Source organism: Buttiauxella izardii (genome assembly GCF_003601925.1).
Lineage (GTDB): Bacteria > Pseudomonadota > Gammaproteobacteria > Enterobacterales > Enterobacteriaceae > Buttiauxella > Buttiauxella izardii.
The window spans coordinates 59,835-80,536 of sequence record NZ_QZWH01000008.1; the positions used below are offsets into that span (position 1 = coordinate 59,835).

Annotated in this window: 19 protein-coding genes; 4 read left to right on the forward strand and 15 right to left on the reverse strand. The window is 50.4% G+C overall.

Annotation, left to right across the window (positions count from 1 at the left end):
• Window positions 1-190: 190 nt before the first annotated feature.
• The gene (locus D6029_RS05950) at window positions 191-2,368 is read left to right on the forward strand and encodes a right-handed parallel beta-helix repeat-containing protein (RefSeq protein ID WP_120063877.1); all 2,178 of its coding nucleotides are present in this window, start codon (window positions 191-193) and stop codon (window positions 2,366-2,368) included.
• Window positions 2,369-2,434: 66 nt separating this feature from the next.
• On the opposite strand, the gene D6029_RS05955 is transcribed toward D6029_RS05950, so the two are convergent.
• The 13 genes from D6029_RS05955 to asnC all read right to left on the reverse strand — a co-directional run bounded on the left by D6029_RS05955 (window position 2,435) and on the right by asnC (window position 13,890).
• Window positions 2,435-2,854, reverse strand: a complete 420-nt coding sequence (locus D6029_RS05955) for a F0F1 ATP synthase subunit epsilon (RefSeq protein WP_120063878.1) — start codon at window positions 2,852-2,854, stop codon at window positions 2,435-2,437.
• A 20-nt stretch (window positions 2,855-2,874) separates the two neighbouring features.
• Window positions 2,875-4,257, reverse strand: a complete 1,383-nt coding sequence (gene atpD, locus D6029_RS05960) for a F0F1 ATP synthase subunit beta (RefSeq protein WP_120063879.1) — start codon at window positions 4,255-4,257, stop codon at window positions 2,875-2,877.
• A gap of 28 nt (window positions 4,258-4,285) precedes the next feature.
• A complete protein-coding gene (gene atpG, locus D6029_RS05965; RefSeq protein WP_120063880.1) occupies window positions 4,286-5,149 on the reverse strand; it encodes a F0F1 ATP synthase subunit gamma in 864 nt (287 codons plus the stop codon).
• A 50-nt stretch (window positions 5,150-5,199) separates the two neighbouring features.
• Window positions 5,200-6,741 carry a F0F1 ATP synthase subunit alpha gene (gene atpA / locus D6029_RS05970; protein ID WP_120063881.1) on the reverse strand — a complete coding sequence of 514 codons (1,542 nt, stop codon included), beginning with the start codon at window positions 6,739-6,741 and terminating at the stop codon, window positions 5,200-5,202.
• Between the two features lie 12 nt (window positions 6,742-6,753).
• The gene (atpH, locus tag D6029_RS05975; protein ID WP_120063882.1) at window positions 6,754-7,287 is read right to left on the reverse strand and encodes a F0F1 ATP synthase subunit delta; all 534 of its coding nucleotides are present in this window, start codon (window positions 7,285-7,287) and stop codon (window positions 6,754-6,756) included.
• A 14-nt stretch (window positions 7,288-7,301) separates the two neighbouring features.
• The gene (gene atpF / locus D6029_RS05980; RefSeq protein ID WP_120063883.1) at window positions 7,302-7,772 is read right to left on the reverse strand and encodes a F0F1 ATP synthase subunit B; all 471 of its coding nucleotides are present in this window, start codon (window positions 7,770-7,772) and stop codon (window positions 7,302-7,304) included.
• Between the two features lie 61 nt (window positions 7,773-7,833).
• Window positions 7,834-8,073, reverse strand: a complete 240-nt coding sequence (gene atpE, locus D6029_RS05985) for a F0F1 ATP synthase subunit C (RefSeq protein ID WP_000429386.1) — start codon at window positions 8,071-8,073, stop codon at window positions 7,834-7,836.
• A 48-nt stretch (window positions 8,074-8,121) separates the two neighbouring features.
• Window positions 8,122-8,940, reverse strand: a complete 819-nt coding sequence (gene atpB, locus D6029_RS05990; RefSeq protein WP_120063884.1) for a F0F1 ATP synthase subunit A — start codon at window positions 8,938-8,940, stop codon at window positions 8,122-8,124.
• An 8-nt stretch (window positions 8,941-8,948) separates the two neighbouring features.
• The gene (atpI, locus tag D6029_RS05995) at window positions 8,949-9,329 is read right to left on the reverse strand and encodes a F0F1 ATP synthase subunit I (RefSeq protein ID WP_034499880.1); all 381 of its coding nucleotides are present in this window, start codon (window positions 9,327-9,329) and stop codon (window positions 8,949-8,951) included.
• Between the two features lie 618 nt (window positions 9,330-9,947).
• A complete protein-coding gene (gene rsmG / locus D6029_RS06000; protein ID WP_120063901.1) occupies window positions 9,948-10,571 on the reverse strand; it encodes a 16S rRNA (guanine(527)-N(7))-methyltransferase RsmG in 624 nt (207 codons plus the stop codon).
• Window positions 10,572-10,629: 58 nt separating this feature from the next.
• On the reverse strand, window positions 10,630-12,519 hold the full coding sequence (mnmG, locus tag D6029_RS06005) for a tRNA uridine-5-carboxymethylaminomethyl(34) synthesis enzyme MnmG (protein WP_120063885.1): 1,890 nt from the start codon (window positions 12,517-12,519) through the stop codon (window positions 10,630-10,632).
• A 373-nt stretch (window positions 12,520-12,892) separates the two neighbouring features.
• The gene (mioC, locus tag D6029_RS06010) at window positions 12,893-13,342 is read right to left on the reverse strand and encodes an FMN-binding protein MioC (RefSeq protein ID WP_120063886.1); all 450 of its coding nucleotides are present in this window, start codon (window positions 13,340-13,342) and stop codon (window positions 12,893-12,895) included.
• 89 nt (window positions 13,343-13,431) lie between these two features.
• Window positions 13,432-13,890, reverse strand: coding sequence for a transcriptional regulator AsnC (asnC, locus tag D6029_RS06015; RefSeq protein ID WP_034499887.1), 459 nt, complete (start codon window positions 13,888-13,890; stop codon window positions 13,432-13,434).
• Window positions 13,891-14,046: 156 nt separating this feature from the next.
• Here asnC and asnA point away from each other — a divergent pair, with 156 nt between their 5' ends.
• On the forward strand, window positions 14,047-15,039 hold the full coding sequence (asnA, locus tag D6029_RS06020; RefSeq protein ID WP_120063887.1) for an aspartate--ammonia ligase: 993 nt from the start codon (window positions 14,047-14,049) through the stop codon (window positions 15,037-15,039).
• A 3-nt stretch (window positions 15,040-15,042) separates the two neighbouring features.
• Here the strand turns inward: asnA and viaA are convergent, their stop codons facing one another.
• On the reverse strand, window positions 15,043-16,494 hold the full coding sequence (gene viaA, locus D6029_RS06025) for an ATPase RavA stimulator ViaA (protein ID WP_120063888.1): 1,452 nt from the start codon (window positions 16,492-16,494) through the stop codon (window positions 15,043-15,045).
• Window positions 16,494-17,987 (reverse strand): ATPase RavA, encoded by a 1,494-nt coding sequence (ravA, locus tag D6029_RS06030; protein ID WP_120063902.1) that lies wholly within the window; start codon window positions 17,985-17,987, stop codon window positions 16,494-16,496. The genes viaA and ravA overlap by 1 nt, the downstream gene beginning before the upstream one ends.
• Window positions 17,988-18,212: 225 nt before the next feature.
• Between ravA and kup the strand changes: the two genes are divergently transcribed.
• Window positions 18,213-20,081 (forward strand): low affinity potassium transporter Kup, encoded by a 1,869-nt coding sequence (gene kup / locus D6029_RS06035; RefSeq protein WP_120063889.1) that lies wholly within the window; start codon window positions 18,213-18,215, stop codon window positions 20,079-20,081.
• 194 nt (window positions 20,082-20,275) lie between these two features.
• Window positions 20,276-20,695, forward strand: coding sequence for a D-ribose pyranase (gene rbsD / locus D6029_RS06040; protein WP_120063890.1), 420 nt, complete (start codon window positions 20,276-20,278; stop codon window positions 20,693-20,695).
• Window positions 20,696-20,702 lie beyond the last annotated feature (7 nt).

Here is a 20,702-nt window from a genome sequence, read left to right on the forward strand (position 1 = left end):
GGAAAAAGTACTTCTGAAATGACAAAAGCCATAGTTCTCTAAGCATTAGCACTTCTTTTCATACGGAAACAAAGCCACCTCATGCATTTTCCTGGTTCGTGTTTTAAAAACCGACCTTTGTGACAAACATAAAAGAAACAATGTTTCATTTTTATACATAATGACGCTGACATTGATAAGGAGAATAAAAATGGCGTCAAAAATACCTCTGGCTCTCACGCTTTGCGGTGCAGCTTTATCGCTACCGGCAACCGCACAGCAACAACCCACATGGCATGCGATTGCATTTGGGCAATCAACAGATATTAACTTTTCATCCAACGTATTGCCTGAAAAAGTCGGCGTGAATAACGTCACCATTGATGGCAAAAAACTGACTACAGCTGATACCGCCGATCTCTCTAAACCCATCACCATTGAAAGCCGTGGCGGCAAAATTGCGAACTCTCACGATGGATTAACGTTCTTTTATACCGCACTGCCCGCCAGTGAGAATTTTGTTTTACAGGCAACGGTGACCGTCGATCAATTTGGCCCTGAAAACGGTGCCAAACCCGCCGCGCAGGAAGGGGCAGGTTTGCTGGTGAGGGATGTATTGGGCAACCCGCGCCAGGAGCCGCTGAAAGAGGGATATGAAGAGTTCCCGGCGGCATCAAATATGGTGATGAACGCCCTTATGACGCAGGATAAAAAAGATGCGTCGCGCGTCAAAATGCAGGCAATCGCTCGCGATGGCATTACGCAGCCGTGGGGAAATACCGGCTCAACGATTTCACGTAAAAGCTATCAGGAAGCCGTTGATCTCAGTAAAACGCCAACTTTCCGCATGAAGCTCGAGCGCACTAATGAAGGTTTTGTCACTTCATGGGCTCCAGCCGGAAGCGAGGCATGGGTTTCTGAGAATGTGAAACGCGCCGATATCATCAATGTTCAGAACAAAAACCAGTATTACGTCGGCTTCTTTGCATCGCGTAATGCCAAAATCACCGTCAGCGATGCCTCACTGGAAACGAGTGCAGCACAAACGGTCGCCTCTGCTCCGTTCGTCCCTAAAGAGTGGCCGGTAATGATGCAAATTGCTTCGCCACAAAAGAGTTCCACCAGCGAATATGTGGTGCAAGCGCGCGCAAACTATGACGGCAATTTCACGGTGCGTCAGGATGAAGTTGTGATCGGTCAGGAAAAAGTGGCAAAAGCGGGGGAAATGTTCTCTTTGCCGACCACGCTGAAAGAGCAAAACAGCTTTACCGTGACTTTTACTCCCACCAGCGGAAACGACCAAAAACCAGTCAGCCAAAGCTTTGACGTTGTGAAGGTCAAAAACGTGAATGGCGCAACGTTGTATGCCGATCCCAATGGCGTATTAAGCAATCAGGGTACAAAAGAGGCACCGTTAGATTTGGCCAGTGCCATTTCGCTCGTCCAACCTGGCGGAAAAATTATCCTGAATAGTGGTGAGTATCCGCAAACCACGATCCCAACAATCGACAGCGGTTTAAAAGGCAAACTCAAAACTCTGGAAGCTGACGGGAAAGCGGTGATTCACGGTTTGCTGCTCGATGGTAACTACTGGAATATTAAAGGTATTGAAGTCACCGATAAGAGCCTGAGGGTGCAGGGCAGCCATAACCTTATCGAAAATGTTGTGGCCTATAAAAATGACGACACCGGGATTCAGATTTCTTCTCCTGCGGATGTCGGCCGCCCGCTATGGGCAAGCTACAACCGGGTTGTGAACTCGGAATCCTTCAGCAATGAAGACTCGGGCAAAATCAACGCTGATGGCTTTGCGGTAAAAATGCGTGTCGGCGAGGGCAACCGTCTTGAAGGTTGTTACGCTCACGACAATATTGATGATGGTTATGACCTGTTCAACAAGATTGAAGACGGTGCCAATGGCGTTGTGGTGATCGAGAATTCAATTGCCCGTAATAACACCAGCAACGGCTTCAAACTCGGTGGGGAAGGGCAGCCGGTCGCGCATGAAATCCACAACAGCGTGGCAATTGGCAACCATCTTGATGGCTTTACCGATAACTTCAATCCTGGTGCGCTGGTGGTGACGAACAACGTCGCAGTTGATAACCAACGCTTTAACTACATCTTCCGCCCAAGCCCTTATGGCAGTGCGGAAACCCAGGGAAAGTTCACGGATAACATTTCGCTACGAAGCGTTGAAGGCAAATACGACGATGCGATTTCCGGGCGCGTGGACACCAGTAACTACTTTATTCGTGATGGTAAAACTGAAAACAACGAAGGGAAGCAATTGAGTGTTAAGGATTATCAGTCTTTGACGTTGCCAGAGCCTTTGCAACGTAATGCCGATGGTTCATTTAAAACCGGTGAGTTTCTGACGAAACAGTAAAACGTTCAGGCGAAAAAAATGCCAGTCAGGGAAACCTGGCTGGCATTTGTCTTTTCAAGCAGGTAGTTACATCGCTTTTCTGGTCAACTCGATAACGCGAAGTTTCGCGATCGCTTTAGCCAGTTCAGCAGAAGCCTGAGCGTAGTCCACATCACCGTGGGAACTGTGGATGCGCTCTTCCGCTTTACGCTTCGCTTCAAGAGCTCGAGCTTCGTCGAGATCCTGGCCGCGAATTGCAGTATCGGCCAGCACGGTAACCGTGCCAGGTTGCACTTCCAACACACCACCGGACAGGTAGATATACTCTTCTTGTCCGTGTTGTTTAACGATGCGGATCATACCAGGCTTAATGGCGGTGAGCAGCGGGGCGTGGCCAGGGAAAATACCCAGCTCACCTTCGCTACCCGTTACCTGGATCTTCTCGACCAGACCGGAGAACATTTGGCTCTCCGCGCTGACGACGTCCAGGTGATAAGTCATTGCCATGTCACCCTCCGATTAAGGCGTTAAAGTTTTTTAGCTTTCTCAACGGCTTCGTCGATAGTACCAACCATGTAGAACGCCTGCTCTGGCAGATGGTCATATTCGCCGTCCATGATGCCTTTAAAGCCACGGATAGTATCTTTCAGCGATACGAACTTGCCCGGAGAACCGGTAAAGACTTCTGCTACGAAGAATGGCTGAGACAGGAAGCGCTGGATCTTACGCGCACGTGCTACAACCAGTTTATCTTCTTCAGAAAGTTCATCCATACCAAGAATGGCGATGATGTCTTTCAGTTCCTGGTAACGTTGCAGAATAGACTGCACGCCACGCGCGGTGTCGTAGTGTTCCTGACCAACAACCAGCGGATCTAACTGACGGCTGGTGGAATCCAGTGGATCTACCGCAGGGTAGATACCCAGAGACGCGATGTTACGGCTCAGTACCACGGTTGCATCCAAGTGAGCAAAGGTGGTGGCTGGTGATGGGTCAGTCAAGTCATCCGCAGGTACGTATACCGCTTGAACAGAAGTGATTGAGCCAGTCTTGGTGGAGGTAATACGCTCCTGCAAAACACCCATCTCTTCTGCCAGAGTTGGCTGGTAACCTACCGCTGATGGCATACGACCCAGCAGTGCAGATACTTCTGTACCGGCCAGGGTATAACGGTAAATGTTATCAACGAACAGCAGAACGTCACGACCTTCGTCACGGAACTTCTCAGCCATGGTCAGACCGGTCAACGCAACGCGCAGACGGTTACCAGGTGGCTCGTTCATCTGGCCATAAACCAGTGATACTTTGTCCAGAACGTTGGAGTCAGTCATTTCGTGGTAGAAGTCGTTACCCTCACGAGTACGCTCACCCACGCCTGCAAACACTGAATAACCGGAGTGCTCGATCGCGATGTTACGGATCAGCTCCATCATGTTTACAGTTTTGCCAACACCCGCACCACCGAACAGACCGACTTTACCGCCCTTAGCGAACGGGCAAATCAGGTCCATTACTTTGATGCCGGTTTCCAGCAGATCCTGAGAGCTAGACAATTCTTCGTAGCTTGGAGCAGGACGGTGAATAGCCCAACGCTCTTCTTCGCCGATATCGCCTTTCATGTCGATAGGCTCGCCCAGGACGTTCATGATACGGCCCAGAGTCGCTTTACCTACTGGCACTTCGATTGGGTGCTCGAGGTTGGTAACGACCAAACCACGACGCAGACCATCAGAAGTACCCATGGCGATAGTACGCACTACGCCACCACCTAACTGTTGCTGAACTTCCAGCACCAGACGGTCATTACCGTTTGTAACCTCAAGAGCGTCGTACACTTTTGGTACGGCATCCTGAGGGAACTCGACGTCCACCACGGCGCCGATTACCTGGATAATCTTTCCAGTAGCCATCTCGAATCCTCTAAATACGTAAACCTGGTTATACCGCGGAAGCGCCACCGACGATTTCGGTGAGTTCCTGAGTAATGCTGGCCTGACGAGCTTTGTTGTAAACCAACTGCAGCTCTTTAATCAGGCTGCCGCCATTGTCGGTAGCGGCTTTCATCGCCACCATACGTGCGGCCTGCTCGCTGGCCAGGTTTTCTACGACGCCCTGATAAACCTGAGATTCCACATAACGGCGCAGCAAGGTATCGAGCAGCGCTTTTGGATCAGGTTCATACAGATAATCCCAGGATTTCTTCTTCAACTCGCCGTCTTCTGCTGGCGGTAACGGCAGCAGTTGGGTGAGGGTAGGAACCTGAGACATAGTGTTAATAAATTTGTTGCTGACAACATACAGCTTGTCCAGACGGCCTTCATCGTAGGCCTGCAACATCACTTTCACCGGGCCAATCAACTCTGACAGAGAAGGGTTATCACCCATACCCGTCACCTGAGCAACAATATTGCCGCCTACAGAGTTGAAGAAAGAAACGCCCTTAGAGCCGATCATTGCGATTTCGCTTTGAACGCCTTTATCGGACCACTCTTTCATGTCAGCCAGCAGCTTTTTGAACAGGTTAATGTTCAAGCCACCACACAGACCACGGTCAGTGGACACCACCAGGTAGCCCACGCGTTTGACTTCGCGTTCATCCAGGTAAGGGTGTTTGTATTCAAGATTACCTAAAGCCAGGTGGCCAATCACTTTACGCATTGTTTCTGCGTAAGGACGGCTGGCAGCCATGCGTTCCTGCGTTTTACGCATTTTGGACGCGGCGACCATTTCCATTGCTTTGGTGATCTTCTGCGTGTTCTGGACGCTTGCGATCTTACTACGTATCTCTTTTGCGCCGGCCATGAGCTTCTCCTCAATGCCTTGCGGCTTGCCCTAAGACAAGCCGCCAGACTTTACCAGGACTGAGTTGCTTTGAAGGAATCGAGGATGCCTTTCAGCTTGCCTTCGATTTCGTCGTTATAGCCACCAGATTGGTTGATTTCTTGCATCAGTGGAGCATGGTCACGGTCAACGTAAGCCAGCAGAGCGGCTTCGAAGCTACCGATTTTAGCCAGTTCCACATCTTCGAGGTAACCACGTTCAGCAGCGAACAGAACCAGAGACTGCTGCGCAACAGACATCGGCGCATATTGTTTCTGTTTCAAAAGCTCGGTCACTTTTTGACCGTGGCTCAACTGCTTACGGGTCGCGTCGTCAAGGTCAGATGCAAATTGAGAGAACGCAGCAAGTTCACGATACTGTGCCAGAGCGGTACGGATACCACCGGACAGTTTTTTCATGATCTTGGTCTGAGCAGCACCACCAACACGGGATACGGAGATACCCGGGTTAACCGCAGGACGAATACCGGCGTTAAACAGGTTGGATTCCAGGAAGATCTGACCATCGGTAATAGAAATTACGTTAGTCGGAACGAACGCGGAAACGTCACCAGCTTGAGTTTCGATAATCGGCAGAGCAGTCAGGGAACCGGTTTGACCTTTCACTTCACCTTTAGTGAATGCTTCAACGTATTCGGCGTTAACACGCGCAGCACGTTCCAGCAGACGGGAGTGAAGATAGAAAACGTCGCCTGGGTAAGCTTCACGACCTGGTGGACGACGAAGCAGCAGGGAAATCTGACGGTAAGCAACAGCCTGTTTAGACAGGTCATCATAAACGATCAGTGCGTCTTCACCACGGTCACGGAAGTATTCACCCATTGCGCAGCCGGAGTACGGTGCCAGGTATTGCAGTGCAGCAGATTCTGATGCAGTTGCAACAACAACGATGGTGTTTGCCAGTGCGCCGTGCTCTTCCAGTTTACGAACCACGTTAGAAATGGTGGACGCTTTCTGGCCGATAGCCACATAGATACATTTGATGCCGGAATCACGCTGGTTGATGATGGCATCAATCGCCAGAGCTGTTTTACCAGTCTGACGGTCACCGATGACCAATTCACGCTGGCCACGACCGATTGGGATCATGGCATCAACGGATTTGTAGCCTGTCTGCACAGGTTGGTCTACGGATTGACGTTCGATAACGCCAGGTGCGATCGCTTCAACAGCGGAGAAGCCGTCATGCTCCAGTGGACCTTTACCGTCAACAGGTGCACCCAAGGTGTTCACCACACGGCCCAGCAGGCCACGGCCTACCGGTACTTCAAGAATACGGCCAGTACACTTAACTTTCATGCCTTCGGCAAGGTCAGCGTACGGACCCATTACTACTGCACCTACAGAGTCGCGCTCGAGGTTCAGTGCAATGGCGTAACGGTTTCCCGGAAGGGAAATCATCTCACCCTGCATTACATCGGCCAGGCCGTGTACGCGGATGATACCGTCACTTACAGAAACGATTGTACCTTCGTTGTGAGCCTCGCTCACAACACTGAACTGAGCAATGCGCTGCTTGATCAGTTCGCTGATTTCGGTGGAATTCAGTTGCATGCTCCAGTCCCCTTAAGACTGCAAGACGTCTGTCAGGCGATCCAGACGGCCGCGTACGCTGCCATCAATGACCATATCACCCGCACGGATGATGACACCCGCCATTACAGACTTATCGATTTTGCAATTCAGCTTAACTTTGCGTGACAGACGTTTTTCCATCGCGGCGCTGATTTTCGAAAGCTGGGCTTCGTTTAATGCGCTAGCAGAAGTCACTTCGACTTCAACCGTAGCCTCGCGGGCTGCACGCAGTTGAACGAATTGCTCAAGAACATCAGGAAGAACCTTTAAACGACCGTTTTCAGCCATCACCTTAATCAGGTTCTGGCCGTTGGCGTCTAACTGGTCACCACAAATAGAGATAAACGACTGAGAGAGCGTTTCCGGTGCTAAAGCGCCGGAGAGAAGCTCTGCCATTTGTTCGTTTTTAGACACCTCGGCAGCGAAAGCTAGCATAGATTGCCAGTTATCAATGCTTTGGTGTTCGACGGCAAAGTCAAAAGCTGCTTTGGCGTAGGGGCGAGCTACAGTTACAAATTCAGACATCAGCCCCTCCCTCCTTACAGTTCAGCGACCAGTTTATCAACGATGTCGCTGTTAGCAGCTTCATCCACGGAACGTTCGATTATCTTCTCGGCACCGGCAATTGCCAGCAGAGCCACTTGCTTACGCAGTTCTTCACGAGCGCGTTTACGCTCTGCGTCGATTTCTGCCTGAGCCTGTGCAACGATTTTCTCACGTTCCTGCTCTGCCTCGGTTTTAGCTTCATCAAGGATCTGTGAACGGCGTTTGTTAGCCTGCTCGATGATCACCTGAGCTTCCGCTTTGGCTTTTTTCAGCTGGTCGGTCGCGTTGGCCTGTGCAAGGTCAAGGTCCTTTTTGGCACGTTCTGCAGAAGAGAGGCCATCAGCAATTTCTTGTTGACGCTTCTCGATGGCAGCCATAATCGGCGGCCATACGTACTTCATGCAGAACAGAACAAACAGGACAAACGCGATGGCCTGGCCGAGGATTGTTGCGTTAAGATTCACAGCACAATGCCTCTTTGTTAGTTAACGTTCTGATATTGCTTATTATATTAAGCAATGCTTACTACGCGACGGCGAACATCACGTACAGACCCAGACCAACAGCGATCATCGGGATAGCATCCACCAGACCCATAACGATAAAGAACTGAGTACGCAGCAAAGGAATCAGATCAGGTTGACGCGCTGCGCCTTCCAGGAATTTTCCCCCGAGGATGCCGATACCGATCGCAGCACCGATTGCCGCCAGACCCATCATCACAGCGGCAGCCATGTACAGCAGATCCATATTCAGGTTTTCCATGACAGTCTCCAGTTTGTTTCAGTTAAAACACAGTAGTGGTAAGTAAAATCAATGCTCTTCAGATGCCATCGACAGATAGACAATCGTTAGAACCATGAATATGAAGGCTTGCAGCGTAATGATCAGGATGTGGAAAATGGCCCAAGGCACACTCAGAATCCACTGTGACCACCACGGCAACAGACCAGCAATCAGAATGAAAATCAATTCACCGGCATACATGTTGCCGAACAGTCGCAGACCAAGTGAGATAGGCTTGGACAGCAGGCTTACACCTTCAAGGATTAAGTTGAATGGAATAAATGCCCAGTGATTGAACGGCTGCAGCGTCAGCTCTTTCGTGAAGCCGCCAATGCCTTTCATTTTGATGCTGTAGAAAAGAATCAGGATAAACACACCCAACGCCATAGACAGGGTGATATTCACGTCCGCAGACGGCACCACACGCAGGGCTGGGAGGCCAAAGATGTGCTCGCCGATAAACGGCAAGAAATCAATTGGCAGCAGGTCCATCAGGTTCATCAGGAAAACCCAGACAAAGACAGTCAGAGCAAGCGGTGCGATGACCTTGCTTTTGCCATGGTACATGTCTTTGACACTGCTATTAACAAAGCCGATGACCAACTCAACAGCCGTCTGGAACTTCCCTGGTACGCCACTGGTAGCGTTTTTGGCTACTTTGCGGAATAACACCAGGAACAAGAAACCCAGAGCCACGGAGAAGAACATGGAGTCAATATTGAGTGTCCAGAAGGTAGCTGGGGGGTGATACGGATCAACCAGCGAGAAAGTACGCAGGTCCAACTGAAGGTTCATCAGATGGTGGCCTATATACTCCTGCGGTGTAGAGATTTCTCCTGCAGACATGATGCCTCTTACCCTTTGTTGTTAATTACAGCTGGTGCGAGTATCTGCACAACCAGCACCGAAACCCACGTCACAATAAGCGGCAACAATACCGCCTTAAAACCAGCTAACGCCACCACCAGAATGGTAAAGCTCGCAATCACCTTTAACACTTCGCCAATGGCGAAAGTCCAGGCCAGGCGGCCTTTTGACGGTGTATGCACCTGGTGACGCCAGGCGAAATTCATAAATACTGCATTTGGCAGCCAGGCTGCCAGGCCTCCGCCAAAAGCAGAAGCACCCCACACGGGGTCTTTGAGGCAAAACAGCAATCCAATTGCTATCACTGCAAGTAGCTGAAGGAACAGAAGCTTACGAGCAACGTTTCTACTCAATAGCGACACAGACATGGCGTTTCCTAACTCCTGCTCCCTTCGGGGTATGTCGCGCTGGTATAAAACTGCCTTTACGACTTTGAGTCAAGCCTCAAAAAGCGAGCAAATTATACGGTGCGGCCCCGTGATTTCAAACAATAAGTAGCAAAAAGGTGAACAAATGTTTAAATTTTTTCCGACGCAGTTATTTTTAAACTTTTCAGGAATAACGGATATTTTCCTAAAAAGTGCAATCAACCGAAATAGCCGCCTGGTAAAGCGTGCACCAGATCACAAATCAAACATCTCATGACGATTATGCATTTGTCTGTCTCATAAAGTGCGAAACACAGATGCCTGATAAATAAGCTGATTACTGCCTAGTCTATTTAAAACAACCTGAAACATCATAAAAACAATCAATTGACATTTTTATTAAAATTTTAACAACTGCCCGCACTTGAAAAGGACGAAATATTTAGCAGGGTTATATTTTCAAGGTTTACTACTTTCAAAACAGATATTGCATTCAGCGTTAACATCCATGTAGTAAACGGTTAAATCATCGTTAAATGTAACCAGAGGTTTCAGTCATTTCCCCTTGTATTTTTAACCTTAAAGACACAATCCTTTTTCGCCTTTTTTTGATAAATATTAAGTTTTGTTTGGCTTAATCATCACCAAATGACGTTCACCATCCAGTTCTGGCACCTGCAAACGGATAACTTCTTCAACGCTAAATTCAGCAGGTAATGCGGCGATTTCATCATCCGGGCGCAAACCTTTGAGCGCATAGAAACGACCATTCTCTGCGGGCAGGTGCTTACACCAGGTCACCATATCGGTCATGGAAGCAAATGCACGGCTGATCACCCCATCAAATGGCGGCTCTGCCGGGAACTCTTCCACACGGCTTTGCACTGGCGTGATGTTTTCGAGATGCAATTCATGCTGAACCTGGCGCAGGAAACGAACTCGCTTACCCAGGCTATCCAATAGCGTGAAATGCGAGTCAGGACGCACAATCGCCAACGGAATCCCCGGCAAACCAGGTCCTGTGCCCACATCGATAAAACGCGAACCCTGTAAGTGCGGCTCGACGACGATACTGTCGAGAATATGGCGCACCAACATGTCTTCAGGAAGACGCACGGAGGTCAGGTTATACGCCTTGTTCCATTTGTGGAGCAGTTCAACATAGCCCACCAGCTGTTGTTTCTGGTTTTCTGGCAGCGTAATGCCTGCGCTTTCCAGCAGGCGATTCAGTTTGTTAAGCACGGCGGTCAATACCCATCAAAAAAACGGGCCAGGTATTCCTGGCCCTGAAATATATAAATCAGGCGCTACGGCGTAGCAGGCCTTGTTTTTTTAACCAGACCAGCAGAATGGAAATCGCCGCTGGTGTTACCCCTGATATGCGCGATGCCTGCCCGATCGAGACCGGTTTGTGATCGTTAAGTTTGGCGATCACTTCGTTAGAAAGCCCGCTAACCTGGCGGTAATCTAACGTTGCAGGTAGCAACGTGTTCTCGTTACGTTGCTGTTTTTCAATCTCTTCTTGCTGACGCGCAATGTAACCTTCGTATTTGACCTGAATTTCCACCTGCTCAGCAGACTGTGGATCCTCAAGCCCCGGTGCAAACACCGACAATTGCATCATTTCAGCATAGGTCATTTCTGGGCGACGCAGCAATTCTTCGCCATTGGCTTCACGAGACAACGGCGCGCTGAGTTTCGCGTTCACTTCTTCGACGCTTTCAGAATGCGGATGCAGCCAGATGTCTTTCAGACGTTGGCGCTCAAGCTCAATGCTTTCCAGCTTCTCGTTAAAGCGTGCCCAACGAGCGTCGTCCACCAGCCCCATTTCACGGCCAGCGGCGGTTAAACGTAGATCGGCATTGTCTTCGCGCAGCATCAGGCGGTATTCAGCACGCGAGGTAAACATGCGGTACGGTTCTTTGGTGCCGAGAGTGCAAAGATCGTCAACCAGTACGCCCAGATAGGCTTGATCACGACGTGGCGCCCAGCCTTCTTTTTCGGCGGAGAAACGTGCGGCGTTCAGACCTGCAAGCAGACCTTGAGCAGCGGCTTCTTCATAACCGGTGGTGCCGTTGATCTGTCCGGCAAAGAACAGGCCCTGGATATATTTGCTTTCCAGCGTCGGCTTGAGGTCACGAGGATCGAAGAAATCGTATTCGATGGCATAGCCAGGGCGCACGATCTTCGCATTTTCCATGCCTTCCATTGAACGGACGATTTGCATCTGCACGTCAAACGGCAGGCTGGTGGAGATGCCGTTCGGGTAGATTTCGTTGCTGGTTAAGCCTTCAGGCTCCAGGAAGATTTGGTGCTGGTTACGGTCAGCAAAACGCATCACTTTGTCTTCGATTGACGGGCAGTAACGTGGCCCAATCCCTTCGATAACGCCTGCATACATCGGGCTGCGATCGAGGTTGTTACGAATGACGTCGTGCGTTTTTTCGTTGGTGTGCGTGATGTAACACGGTACTTGCGCAGGATGCTGGTTCACATTCCCCATGAACGAGAACACCGGCATTGGGTTATCGCCATGCTGTTGCGCAAGTACGCTGAAATCGATGGTGCGAGCGTCGATACGCGGTGGTGTACCGGTTTTCAGGCGGCTAACACGTAATGGCAATTCACGCAGACGGCGTGAAAGCGAAATGGACGGTGGATCACCCGCACGGCCACCGCTGTAGTTATCCAGTCCGATATGAATTTTTCCGTCCAGGAATGTCCCGACGGTCAGCACCACGGATTTTGCACGGAACTTCAGACCCATTTGCGTAACAGCGCCAACCACACGATCGTTCTCGACAATCAGATCTTCAACAGCCTGCTGGAAGATCATCAGATTGGGCTGGTTTTCCAGAGCCGTACGTACCGCCTGGCGATACAGCACACGGTCTGCCTGAGCACGAGTTGCCCGAACCGCAGGCCCTTTGCTGGCGTTTAGTATTCTAAACTGGATACCTGCATGGTCGATAGCTTTGGCCATCAAACCGCCCAGTGCGTCCACTTCTTTAACCAGATGTCCCTTGCCAATACCGCCGATTGCCGGGTTACAGGACATTTGTCCAAGCGTGTCGATATTGTGAGTCAAAAGAAGGGTTTGTTGGCCCATCCGTGCAGCGGCCATTGCAGCCTCGGTGCCTGCATGACCCCCGCCAATGATGATGACGTCAAAAGGATCTGGATAAAACATGGTACTGCCTCACGGTTTTGCAAATGGGGGATGACTGATTCCCGGGGTTGGCGATTCTAACTTAACTTTAGCCTTTCGAGAAAGTATCGGGATCGTCGGTAATTAAAAGAAGATCTTTTTTATTTAAAGATCTCTTTATTATGATCTCTTATTAGGATCGGCATGTTCTGTGGATAACCGCTTTTATGGCAAAGAGATCAATCGATTAAGGAGGATCGTTAGCTGTGAATGATCGGTGATCCCAGAACGTATAAGCTGGGATCAAAAGTGATAGTTATGCACAACTCAAAAAGTGAACAGGAGTTGTTATTGGGATAACTACTGCTTAACCCAAGGTTTTAAGCATACTTATACACAGACAAAAGTCAGATCTTTACAAATCCTGGAGTAAATTCTTCCATGATCCGACCCAAATCTCAGCCGGATCTTCAGGAATGTCGTGATCAAGGATGTTCACTTTCAACAAAGAGCCGACTCTTTTAGCGCCACACTCTGTCAAAAGGGTGTCAATTTTCTCTATAGCACCGCAAAAAGTGTCGTATTCGCGGCTACCAATTCCGATTGCACCATAATGAAGAGCACTCAGATCCGGGCGCTGTTCATTTATAGCGTCAAACAAAGGTTGCAGATTGTCAGGAAGATCCCCTGCACCATGTGTAGAAGAGACAATCAGCCAAATTCCACTGGTCTGGAGATCTTCTAACAGAGGTCCATGCAGTGTCTGGGTAGAAAAACCCGCTTCATCCAGCTTCTCAGCCAAATGTTCAGCGACATATTCGGCGCTGCCCAGAGTACTGCCGCTAATCAGAGTAATGTCTGTCATTGCTGCCCACCTTTTCGAAACGATGGGCATTGTACGCTGTGTAAGGCCTGCGATCTACCTGTGGATAATATGGGTATTAAAAATAGCGGCTATGGCTTGATGGTGCGCATGATCGGGTTCTGGAGGGAGATCAGTGTCTCGGTGGACTGAATTTCATCAATTGTTTGGATCTTGTTGATAAGTACCTGCTGCAGCGCATCGATAGATCGACACATCACCTTTATAAAGATGCTGTAGTGGCCGGTGGTGTAATACGCCTCGGTCACTTCTTCCAGGCTTTCGAGTTTTGCCAGCGCAGAAGGGTAGTCCTTTGCACTCTTTAATATGATGCCGATAAAACAGCAGACGTCGTATCCCAACTGCTTGGGACTGATATCGATGCGTGCGCCGGTAATAATCCCCGCCTGTTTCATCTTCTCTACGCGTACGTGAATAGTGCCTGGACTAACACCGAATTGTTTAGCCAGTTCTGCGTAAGCGGTACGGGCATTTGCCATTAAAGCGTCAAGGATGCCGCGATCGAGATTGTCGATCTGATAATTATCCATCACTTTTTCCTATGATTAGTATCGATTGTTCATCTTTTATAGCCTTAAATTCGTCGATTAAAAACAGTAAAGGCTTTTTTATTGTTGATTATTGAATGTTGTGCCTTGTTTGTTGCTTAATCAGTGGCAGTAAAACAACACAATAAAGAGAAAACCATGAAAACTGCCTACATCGCTAAACAACGCCAGATTAGTTTTGTTAAGTCCCATTTCTCACGTCAACTGGAAGAAAAGTTGGGTCTGATGGAAGTCCAGGCTCCGATTCTGAGTCGCGTGGGTGATGGTACTCAGGACAATCTGTCTGGTTGCGAAAAGGCGGTGCAGGTTAAGGTGAAAACCTTGCCTGAAGCGCAGTTTGAAGTGGTGCATTCGCTGGCCAAATGGAAAAGAAAAACACTCGGCCAGCACGACTTCAGCGCGGGCGAAGGGCTTTACACGCACATGAAAGCCCTGCGCCCCGATGAAGACCGTTTGACCCCGATCCACTCTGTGTATGTTGATCAGTGGGATTGGGAACGCGTAATGGGTGACGGAGAGCGCCATCTTGGTACGCTCAAGCAAACTGTAGAAAGCATCTGGGCGGCAATGAAAGCCACGGAAGCCGCAGTGAGCGAGCAGTACGGTTTGACGCCTTTCCTGCCTGAACAAATTCACTTCGTTCATAGCGAAGAACTGCAAGCGCGCTTCCCTAAGTTGGATGCAAAAGGCCGTGAGCGTGCCATTGCTAAAGAACTGGGCGCGGTATTCCTGATGGGCATCGGCGGTAAGCTGGCTGATGGCAAACGTCACGATGTTCGTGCGCCAGATTATGATGACTGGTCAACGACCAGCCAGGGTGATTTTAAAGGTCTGAACGGCGACATTATGGTGTGGAACCCTATTCTGGAAGATGCCTTCGAGCTTTCTTCAATGGGGATCCGCGTGGATGCCGAAGCGCTGCAACGCCAACTGGCGACGACCGGTGATGAAGATCGTCTGCAACTTGAATGGCACCAGTCACTGCTGAAAGGTGAAATGCCGCAAACCATCGGCGGCGGCATTGGTCAGTCACGTTTAGTGATGCTGATGCTGCAACTGCCACACATCGGTCAGGTTCAGTGTGGCGTATGGACTCCGGAAATCCACGCTAAAGTTGATTCCCTGCTGTAAGAATTAACGCCGCCAGCGACGCAGCAGGCGGCTTCGCATCCCGGTATCAAAGCGCCAGATATGATCGAAAATGCGCATAATGCCGGGTTTGCCATGCCCGGACATTGCGACGGCATGGAAACGATGCAGGTGTTTGCGTTGGAGCTCTTTCACCTGTGTCACGACATCGTCCGGTAAACGTTGGGCAATAAAGTCAGAAATCACCACCGCATCCGCATCAAACCATTCGCTGCCCTGCATTTTCTCCGCGATCGCACGGAAACAACTGGCGATATCCGTACCGCCGCGAAAGCGCTGGCTTAGAAAACGGATCGCCTGTTCGATGCCATCAGGCCCACACACTTCATAGCGAACCACTTCGCTGGAAAACAGCATGATGAAACAGCGGCGGTTATCTGCCAGCGCCACGCGCATCAACGCAAGGCAAAAGGCTTTGGCGCACTGTTCATTGAAACCGCCCATCGAACCGGAAGTATCCACGCAAACAATAAACGGCCCGCGTGGCTGTTCATCAAAATCCTGATGCACAACCGGGCGTTCGACCACTTTCTCGCGCCATGAATCGCCATGCAGGCGATAAGTCAGCAACTGCTTTTCCACCAGCCGACGGTAGAACTCAAATTCCAGCTCACTAATACCCAGCGTTGCCAGCTCCGGCGGCAGTAAACGCAGGATGTCATCGCTGCGCTGTAAACCATCAACCTGTTCAGGAACCGTTGCGGGTTCGCGCACCAGCATGCGCCAGGTTTCGGTAGGGGCATCTTTTCTGGGTACTGATTTGGCTTCTTTTGAACGCCCAAGTTGTTCCGCTATTTTCAGTAATTCAGGCTGACTGGCGAGGAAATCACCGTACTGCACGATGAGCTGATAATCACCGCGTTTAAGCGAACCGGCGCTCATGTCCCACAACCGGCTGGCTGCGTTGTCGCTATCAACCAGAACCGGTTCAAGCTGGCCGCTTAATGCCAGGCGCTGCTGAACTTCCGCCAGTAGCTGGTCGCGTTCGTCTTCCAGCAATTGCTGGTTTAAGGATGTGGTTTGAACGACAAGGCTTAACCGCCAGCGTTGCAGGAATAGCGTTTGTTGCGCGGGTGTCAGACGAGGTGTTCCCGCCACCAGCTTTTGTGCTTGCTCAAAAAAGGGGGAATCGACACTTTTCAGTAACTGCAAAATTTCCGGCAGTTTTGTAGATAGCTGGCTGGTGGTGAGCAACTGGCTTTCCTGATAACACTGCACTTCCCGGGCTAGTTCTTGCGGAATGTTGGTGTCATGCAAGCGGGCTTTCAGCAATTCTCGCCAGCGGGGAATGTCCTGGGTGACCGCCTTTTTCATGCGCGGGAATTTTTCAAAGAATAGGGCCAACTGCGGAGCTGCCAACAGCGCGACAATCACTCCTTCTATTAATTCACCCTCGCTAATCGCGAGGATGACATCAAGAGCTTCAACGCTGAGCATTAATGTCGCGCCTGTTTAATCTGTTCGGCCACATCTTGCAGACTGGCTTCAATTTTCCCGAGCCATTCGTTGTGGATAAACAGGCATTTTTGCTGATCGTTAAACCGTTCATGTTGCTGGTGGAGAGTCTCTTCAAGAGCGTCAAATTGCTGTTTGATCTCCGCTGGCATCCCTTCCTGCTGTTTGCCCGGCATCATCAGGCGTGTGCCTTGCAAACTGATATCGCGCAAAACCAGATGCTGGCTGCTATCGACTTCCATATTCAGAACCTGAGCAAAACCAATACCGTTGAGTTTGCCGCGTAACTCTCCTCCTTTTATAAGCCACTGCGCGCAGGCTTCACGAGGAATGGATACGTGGAGAACTTCGATATCATGCAGTTTTAGCGGCTGCTGGAGCAGCAATGTCAGCGTTTCACCCGTCAGATAATCCGGCAGTTGGTACTGAGGACGACGAGTAAACATGCCGCCCTGTTTGGTGACTGTGATCGCTTCACGGTCGCTATGTTGCTGCTGTAACTGGATACGGCGCTGCAGAATAGCTGCCAATTTACTGAGCATCGCATGTTGTTGCCAGGCGTGCCCGGTCATCAATATTTCGAGCTGTTGTTGCATCAAATTCATCGCTGCAGTGTCGTGCCACAGGCAATCTTTCAGCAGGATCAAATCAATCGGCGCGACGGCATTTCGGCCACTAAAGAAGGCGCTGGCTTGCAGCAATCTAATAGCTTTCTTCCAGCGGCGATCGGAGACATAAGGCGCACCCGACGCATCCTCTAACTGCTGGCGCAAAGTGAAGATCAGCTCAAAAACGTTATCTGGCAGTGAAACAGTGCCGATATCTTTCTGCCACTGGAAATACTCGTCGTCAGAAACCTGAAGATTTTCCGGCACCGGATTGTCGTTTTCATCATGCTGGCTGGTGAGCATCGAGCGGAAATTGCCTTTGTCCTGCACTTTGTCGAGCCACAGGCGAATCAGCATTCGGTCATACAACGCTTCCAGGCTGCTGTCCGCTTCGGGGAGTTCGTTGGACGCCGCCACCAGCAAACGCATCGGGATTTTCTCTTCGCTGGCGCCATTACGGAAACGACGTTCATTTATTGCCGTCAGCAAGGTATTCAGAATCGCCGGGCCTGCTTTCCAGATTTCATCGAGAAACACGATTTCGGCTTCAGGCAGATAGCCCGCAGTCAGGCGCTCGTAACGGCCTTCATCTTTTAATGCCTGAATGGATAAAGGGCCAAACACCTCTTCCGGCGTGGAAAAGCGTGTCATCAGGTATTCAAAGGCGCGGGCGTGCTGGAAGGCAAATTTCAAACGGCGGGCAATCAAACTTTTGGCGATACCCGGCGGGCCGAGCAGGAAAACACTCTCGCCACTTAACGCCGCCAGCAGGCAAAGGCGCACCGCGTGTTGGCGTTCAAACAATCCTTTTTCCAGTGCCTGGCTAAGTCGTGAAATTCTTTCAGCCAATAAATGTGATTGAGCCATAATTAGCATTGCATCCTTACGCGGTGACCACAGTTCAGAAAAACGAGTATATCGTTCATCTATATTATCGTTAATGGATTGATGGGCGGCTCTTTTTTCCCTGACATAAGTTAAGCCTGTTGTATTTAGGGATACGATTTCCTTGATTATCGTGCATACTGTGCGCCTTTTTGTGGGCCAAGGGACTAAGCACACGCTTTCGGGATTCCAACAAAAGATTAGTCTATGAGCGCTGATAATAAACAATCATTGCCTGCGATAACGCTGGCTGCAATTGGGGTGGTATACGGTGATATCGGTACTAGCCCGCTTTATACCCTTCGTGAATGTCTGTCTGGTCAATTCGGGTTTGGCGTAGAACGCGACGCCGTATTTGGCTTTTTGTCTCTGATTTTCTGGCTTCTGATTCTGGTCGTCTCAGTTAAATATCTGACCTTTGTGATGCGTGCAGATAACGCCGGTGAAGGCGGTATTTTGACGCTGATGTCTTTGGCTGGGCGTAATACGTCGGCCAGAATGACCTCCGTGCTGGTGATCATGGGATTGATCGGCGGCAGCTTCTTCTATGGGGAGGTGGTCATCACGCCGGCAATATCGGTGATGTCGGCCATCGAAGGGCTGGAGATAGCCGCGCCGCAGCTCGACGCTTACATCGTCCCGCTGTCGATAATTGTGCTGACACTGCTGTTTATGATTCAGAAACACGGTACTGGCATGGTGGGCAAGCTGTTTGCTCCGGTCATGATGCTGTGGTTCCTGGTGCTGGCGGTATTAGGCGCGCGCAGTATTATCGATAACCCTGAAGTGCTTCATGCGCTGAACCCGGCGTGGGCGGTGCACTTCTTCCTCGAATACAAAACGGTTTCATTCTTCGCACTTGGCGCGGTCGTTCTTTCTATTACCGGTGTTGAAGCGCTGTATGCCGATATGGGCCACTTCGGTAAGTTGCCGATTCGTATCGCATGGTTTTCCGTGGTGCTGCCGTCTCTGGTGCTGAACTATTTCGGCCAGGGCGCGCTGCTGCTCAAATCTCCGGAAGCGATTAAGAACCCGTTCTTCTTGCTTGCTCCTGACTGGGCGCTAATCCCGCTGATGATTCTGGCAACACTTGCCACGGTTATCGCTTCTCAGGCGGTGATTTCCGGCGTGTTCTCGTTGACTCGCCAGGCGGTGCGTCTGGGTTACTTGTCGCCAATGCGCATCATCCACACCTCGGAAATGGAATCCGGGCAGATATATGTTCCAGCGATTAACTGGCTCCTCTATATCTCTGTGGTGATCGTGATTGTGAGCTTCGAGCACTCCAGCAATCTGGCGGCTGCGTACGGTATTGCCGTAACCGGTACGATGGTTTTGACCTCTATTCTTTGTTGTACCGTTGCCACCAAAAACTGGCACTGGAACAAAGTGGCGGTGCTGCTGATGGGCTTTGCCTTCTTGTGCATCGACATTCCGCTGTTCTCGGCAAACGTGGTAAAAATCTTCTCCGGCGGTTGGTTGCCGCTTTGCCTGGCGCTGGTGATGTTTATCATTATGACGACCTGGAAAAGCGAGCGTTTCCGCCTGCTGCGTCGTATGCATGAGCATGGAAATTCACTGGAAGCGATGATTGCCTCACTGGAAAAATCGCCGCCGGTACGAGTTCCAGGCACTGCGGTTTATATGTCCCGTGCGCTGAACGTGATTCCTTTTGCGATGCTGCATAACCTCAAGCACAACAAAGTGCTGCATGAGCGCGTGGTTTTGCTGACGCTGCGAACCGAAGATGCACCGTATGTTCATAATGTGCGTCGTGTTTCTATCGAGCAGCTTTCGCCGACATTCTGGCGCGTGGTGGCAAGCTACGGCTGGCGCGAAACGCCAAACGTGGAAGAAGTGTTCCACCGCTGCGGGCTTGAAGGGCTAAGTTGCCGGATGATGGAGACATCGTTCTTTATGTCCCATGAATCGCTGATCATCGGCAAACGGCCATGGTATTTGCGCCTGCGAGGCAAGCTGTTCCTCGCACTGCAACGCAACGCCCTGCGAGCGCCTGACCAGTTCGAGATCCCGCCAAACCGGGTTATCGAGTTAGGCACCCAGGTCGAGATTTAACACCCACGCCTCTTCAATCGAAGGGGCGTTTTTTTTGCCTCTTTGATTGTGCGCGCTCTCATTTCTCTCCTTTTGAAACAGAACAGCGAAACGTTTCGATGCCGATCACATTTCTGTCACTCGCTGGTTGTTTTAACACCAAGAGTTTTCCTACACTTCATCTCAGCGAAACGTTTCGCTAGTGGAGTAAGAAAATGAAGAAAGGCACCGTTCTCAACGCAGATATCTCGTCCGTTATTTCCCGTCTTGGCCACACCGACACGCTGGTGATTGCCGATGCCGGGTTGCCGATTCCGCGCAACACACCGCGTATTGATTTGGCACTGACTCACGGCGTACCGGGTTTTATGCAGGTCGTTGAAGTCGTAACGCAAGAGATGCAGGTTGAAGCGGCGTACTTAGCTTCGGAAATTAAACAACATAATCCCCAACTCCACGAAACGTTGCTTAGCCACATCGAGCAACTGCAACAACACCAGGGAAACACCATTTCTATTCGTTACATCAGTCATGAGCAGTTCAAGCAGCACACCGCTGATAGCCAGGCGGTTATTCGCAGCGGGGAGTGTTCCCCGTATGCGAATATCATTCTCTGTGCTGGCGTAACTTTCTGAGGCTGGC

What these genes read in the sequence shown, in the direction of transcription:
- D6029_RS05950 (WP_120063877.1), top strand. Translation starts at nt 191, where the DNA reads ATGGCGTCAAAAATACCTCTGGCTCTCACGCTTTGCGGTGCAGCTTTA.
- D6029_RS05955 (WP_120063878.1), bottom strand. Translation starts at nt 2,854, where the DNA reads ATGGCAATGACTTATCACCTGGACGTCGTCAGCGCGGAGAGCCAAATG.
- atpD (WP_120063879.1), bottom strand. Translation starts at nt 4,257, where the DNA reads ATGGCTACTGGAAAGATTATCCAGGTAATCGGCGCCGTGGTGGACGTC.
- atpG (WP_120063880.1), bottom strand. Translation starts at nt 5,149, where the DNA reads ATGGCCGGCGCAAAAGAGATACGTAGTAAGATCGCAAGCGTCCAGAAC.
- atpA (WP_120063881.1), bottom strand. Translation starts at nt 6,741, where the DNA reads ATGCAACTGAATTCCACCGAAATCAGCGAACTGATCAAGCAGCGCATT.
- atpH (WP_120063882.1), bottom strand. Translation starts at nt 7,287, where the DNA reads ATGTCTGAATTTGTAACTGTAGCTCGCCCCTACGCCAAAGCAGCTTTT.
- atpE (WP_000429386.1), bottom strand. Translation starts at nt 8,073, where the DNA reads ATGGAAAACCTGAATATGGATCTGCTGTACATGGCTGCCGCTGTGATG.
- atpB (WP_120063884.1), bottom strand. Translation starts at nt 8,940, where the DNA reads ATGTCTGCAGGAGAAATCTCTACACCGCAGGAGTATATAGGCCACCAT.
- atpI (WP_034499880.1), bottom strand. Translation starts at nt 9,329, where the DNA reads ATGTCTGTGTCGCTATTGAGTAGAAACGTTGCTCGTAAGCTTCTGTTC.
- mnmG (WP_120063885.1), bottom strand. Translation starts at nt 12,519, where the DNA reads ATGTTTTATCCAGATCCTTTTGACGTCATCATCATTGGCGGGGGTCAT.
- mioC (WP_120063886.1), bottom strand. Translation starts at nt 13,342, where the DNA reads ATGACAGACATTACTCTGATTAGCGGCAGTACTCTGGGCAGCGCCGAA.
- asnC (WP_034499887.1), bottom strand. Translation starts at nt 13,890, where the DNA reads ATGGATAATTATCAGATCGACAATCTCGATCGCGGCATCCTTGACGCT.
- asnA (WP_120063887.1), top strand. Translation starts at nt 14,047, where the DNA reads ATGAAAACTGCCTACATCGCTAAACAACGCCAGATTAGTTTTGTTAAG.
- viaA (WP_120063888.1), bottom strand. Translation starts at nt 16,494, where the DNA reads ATGCTCAGCGTTGAAGCTCTTGATGTCATCCTCGCGATTAGCGAGGGT.
- ravA (WP_120063902.1), bottom strand. Translation starts at nt 17,987, where the DNA reads ATGGCTCAATCACATTTATTGGCTGAAAGAATTTCACGACTTAGCCAG.
- kup (WP_120063889.1), top strand. Translation starts at nt 18,213, where the DNA reads ATGAGCGCTGATAATAAACAATCATTGCCTGCGATAACGCTGGCTGCA.
- rbsD (WP_120063890.1), top strand. Translation starts at nt 20,276, where the DNA reads ATGAAGAAAGGCACCGTTCTCAACGCAGATATCTCGTCCGTTATTTCC.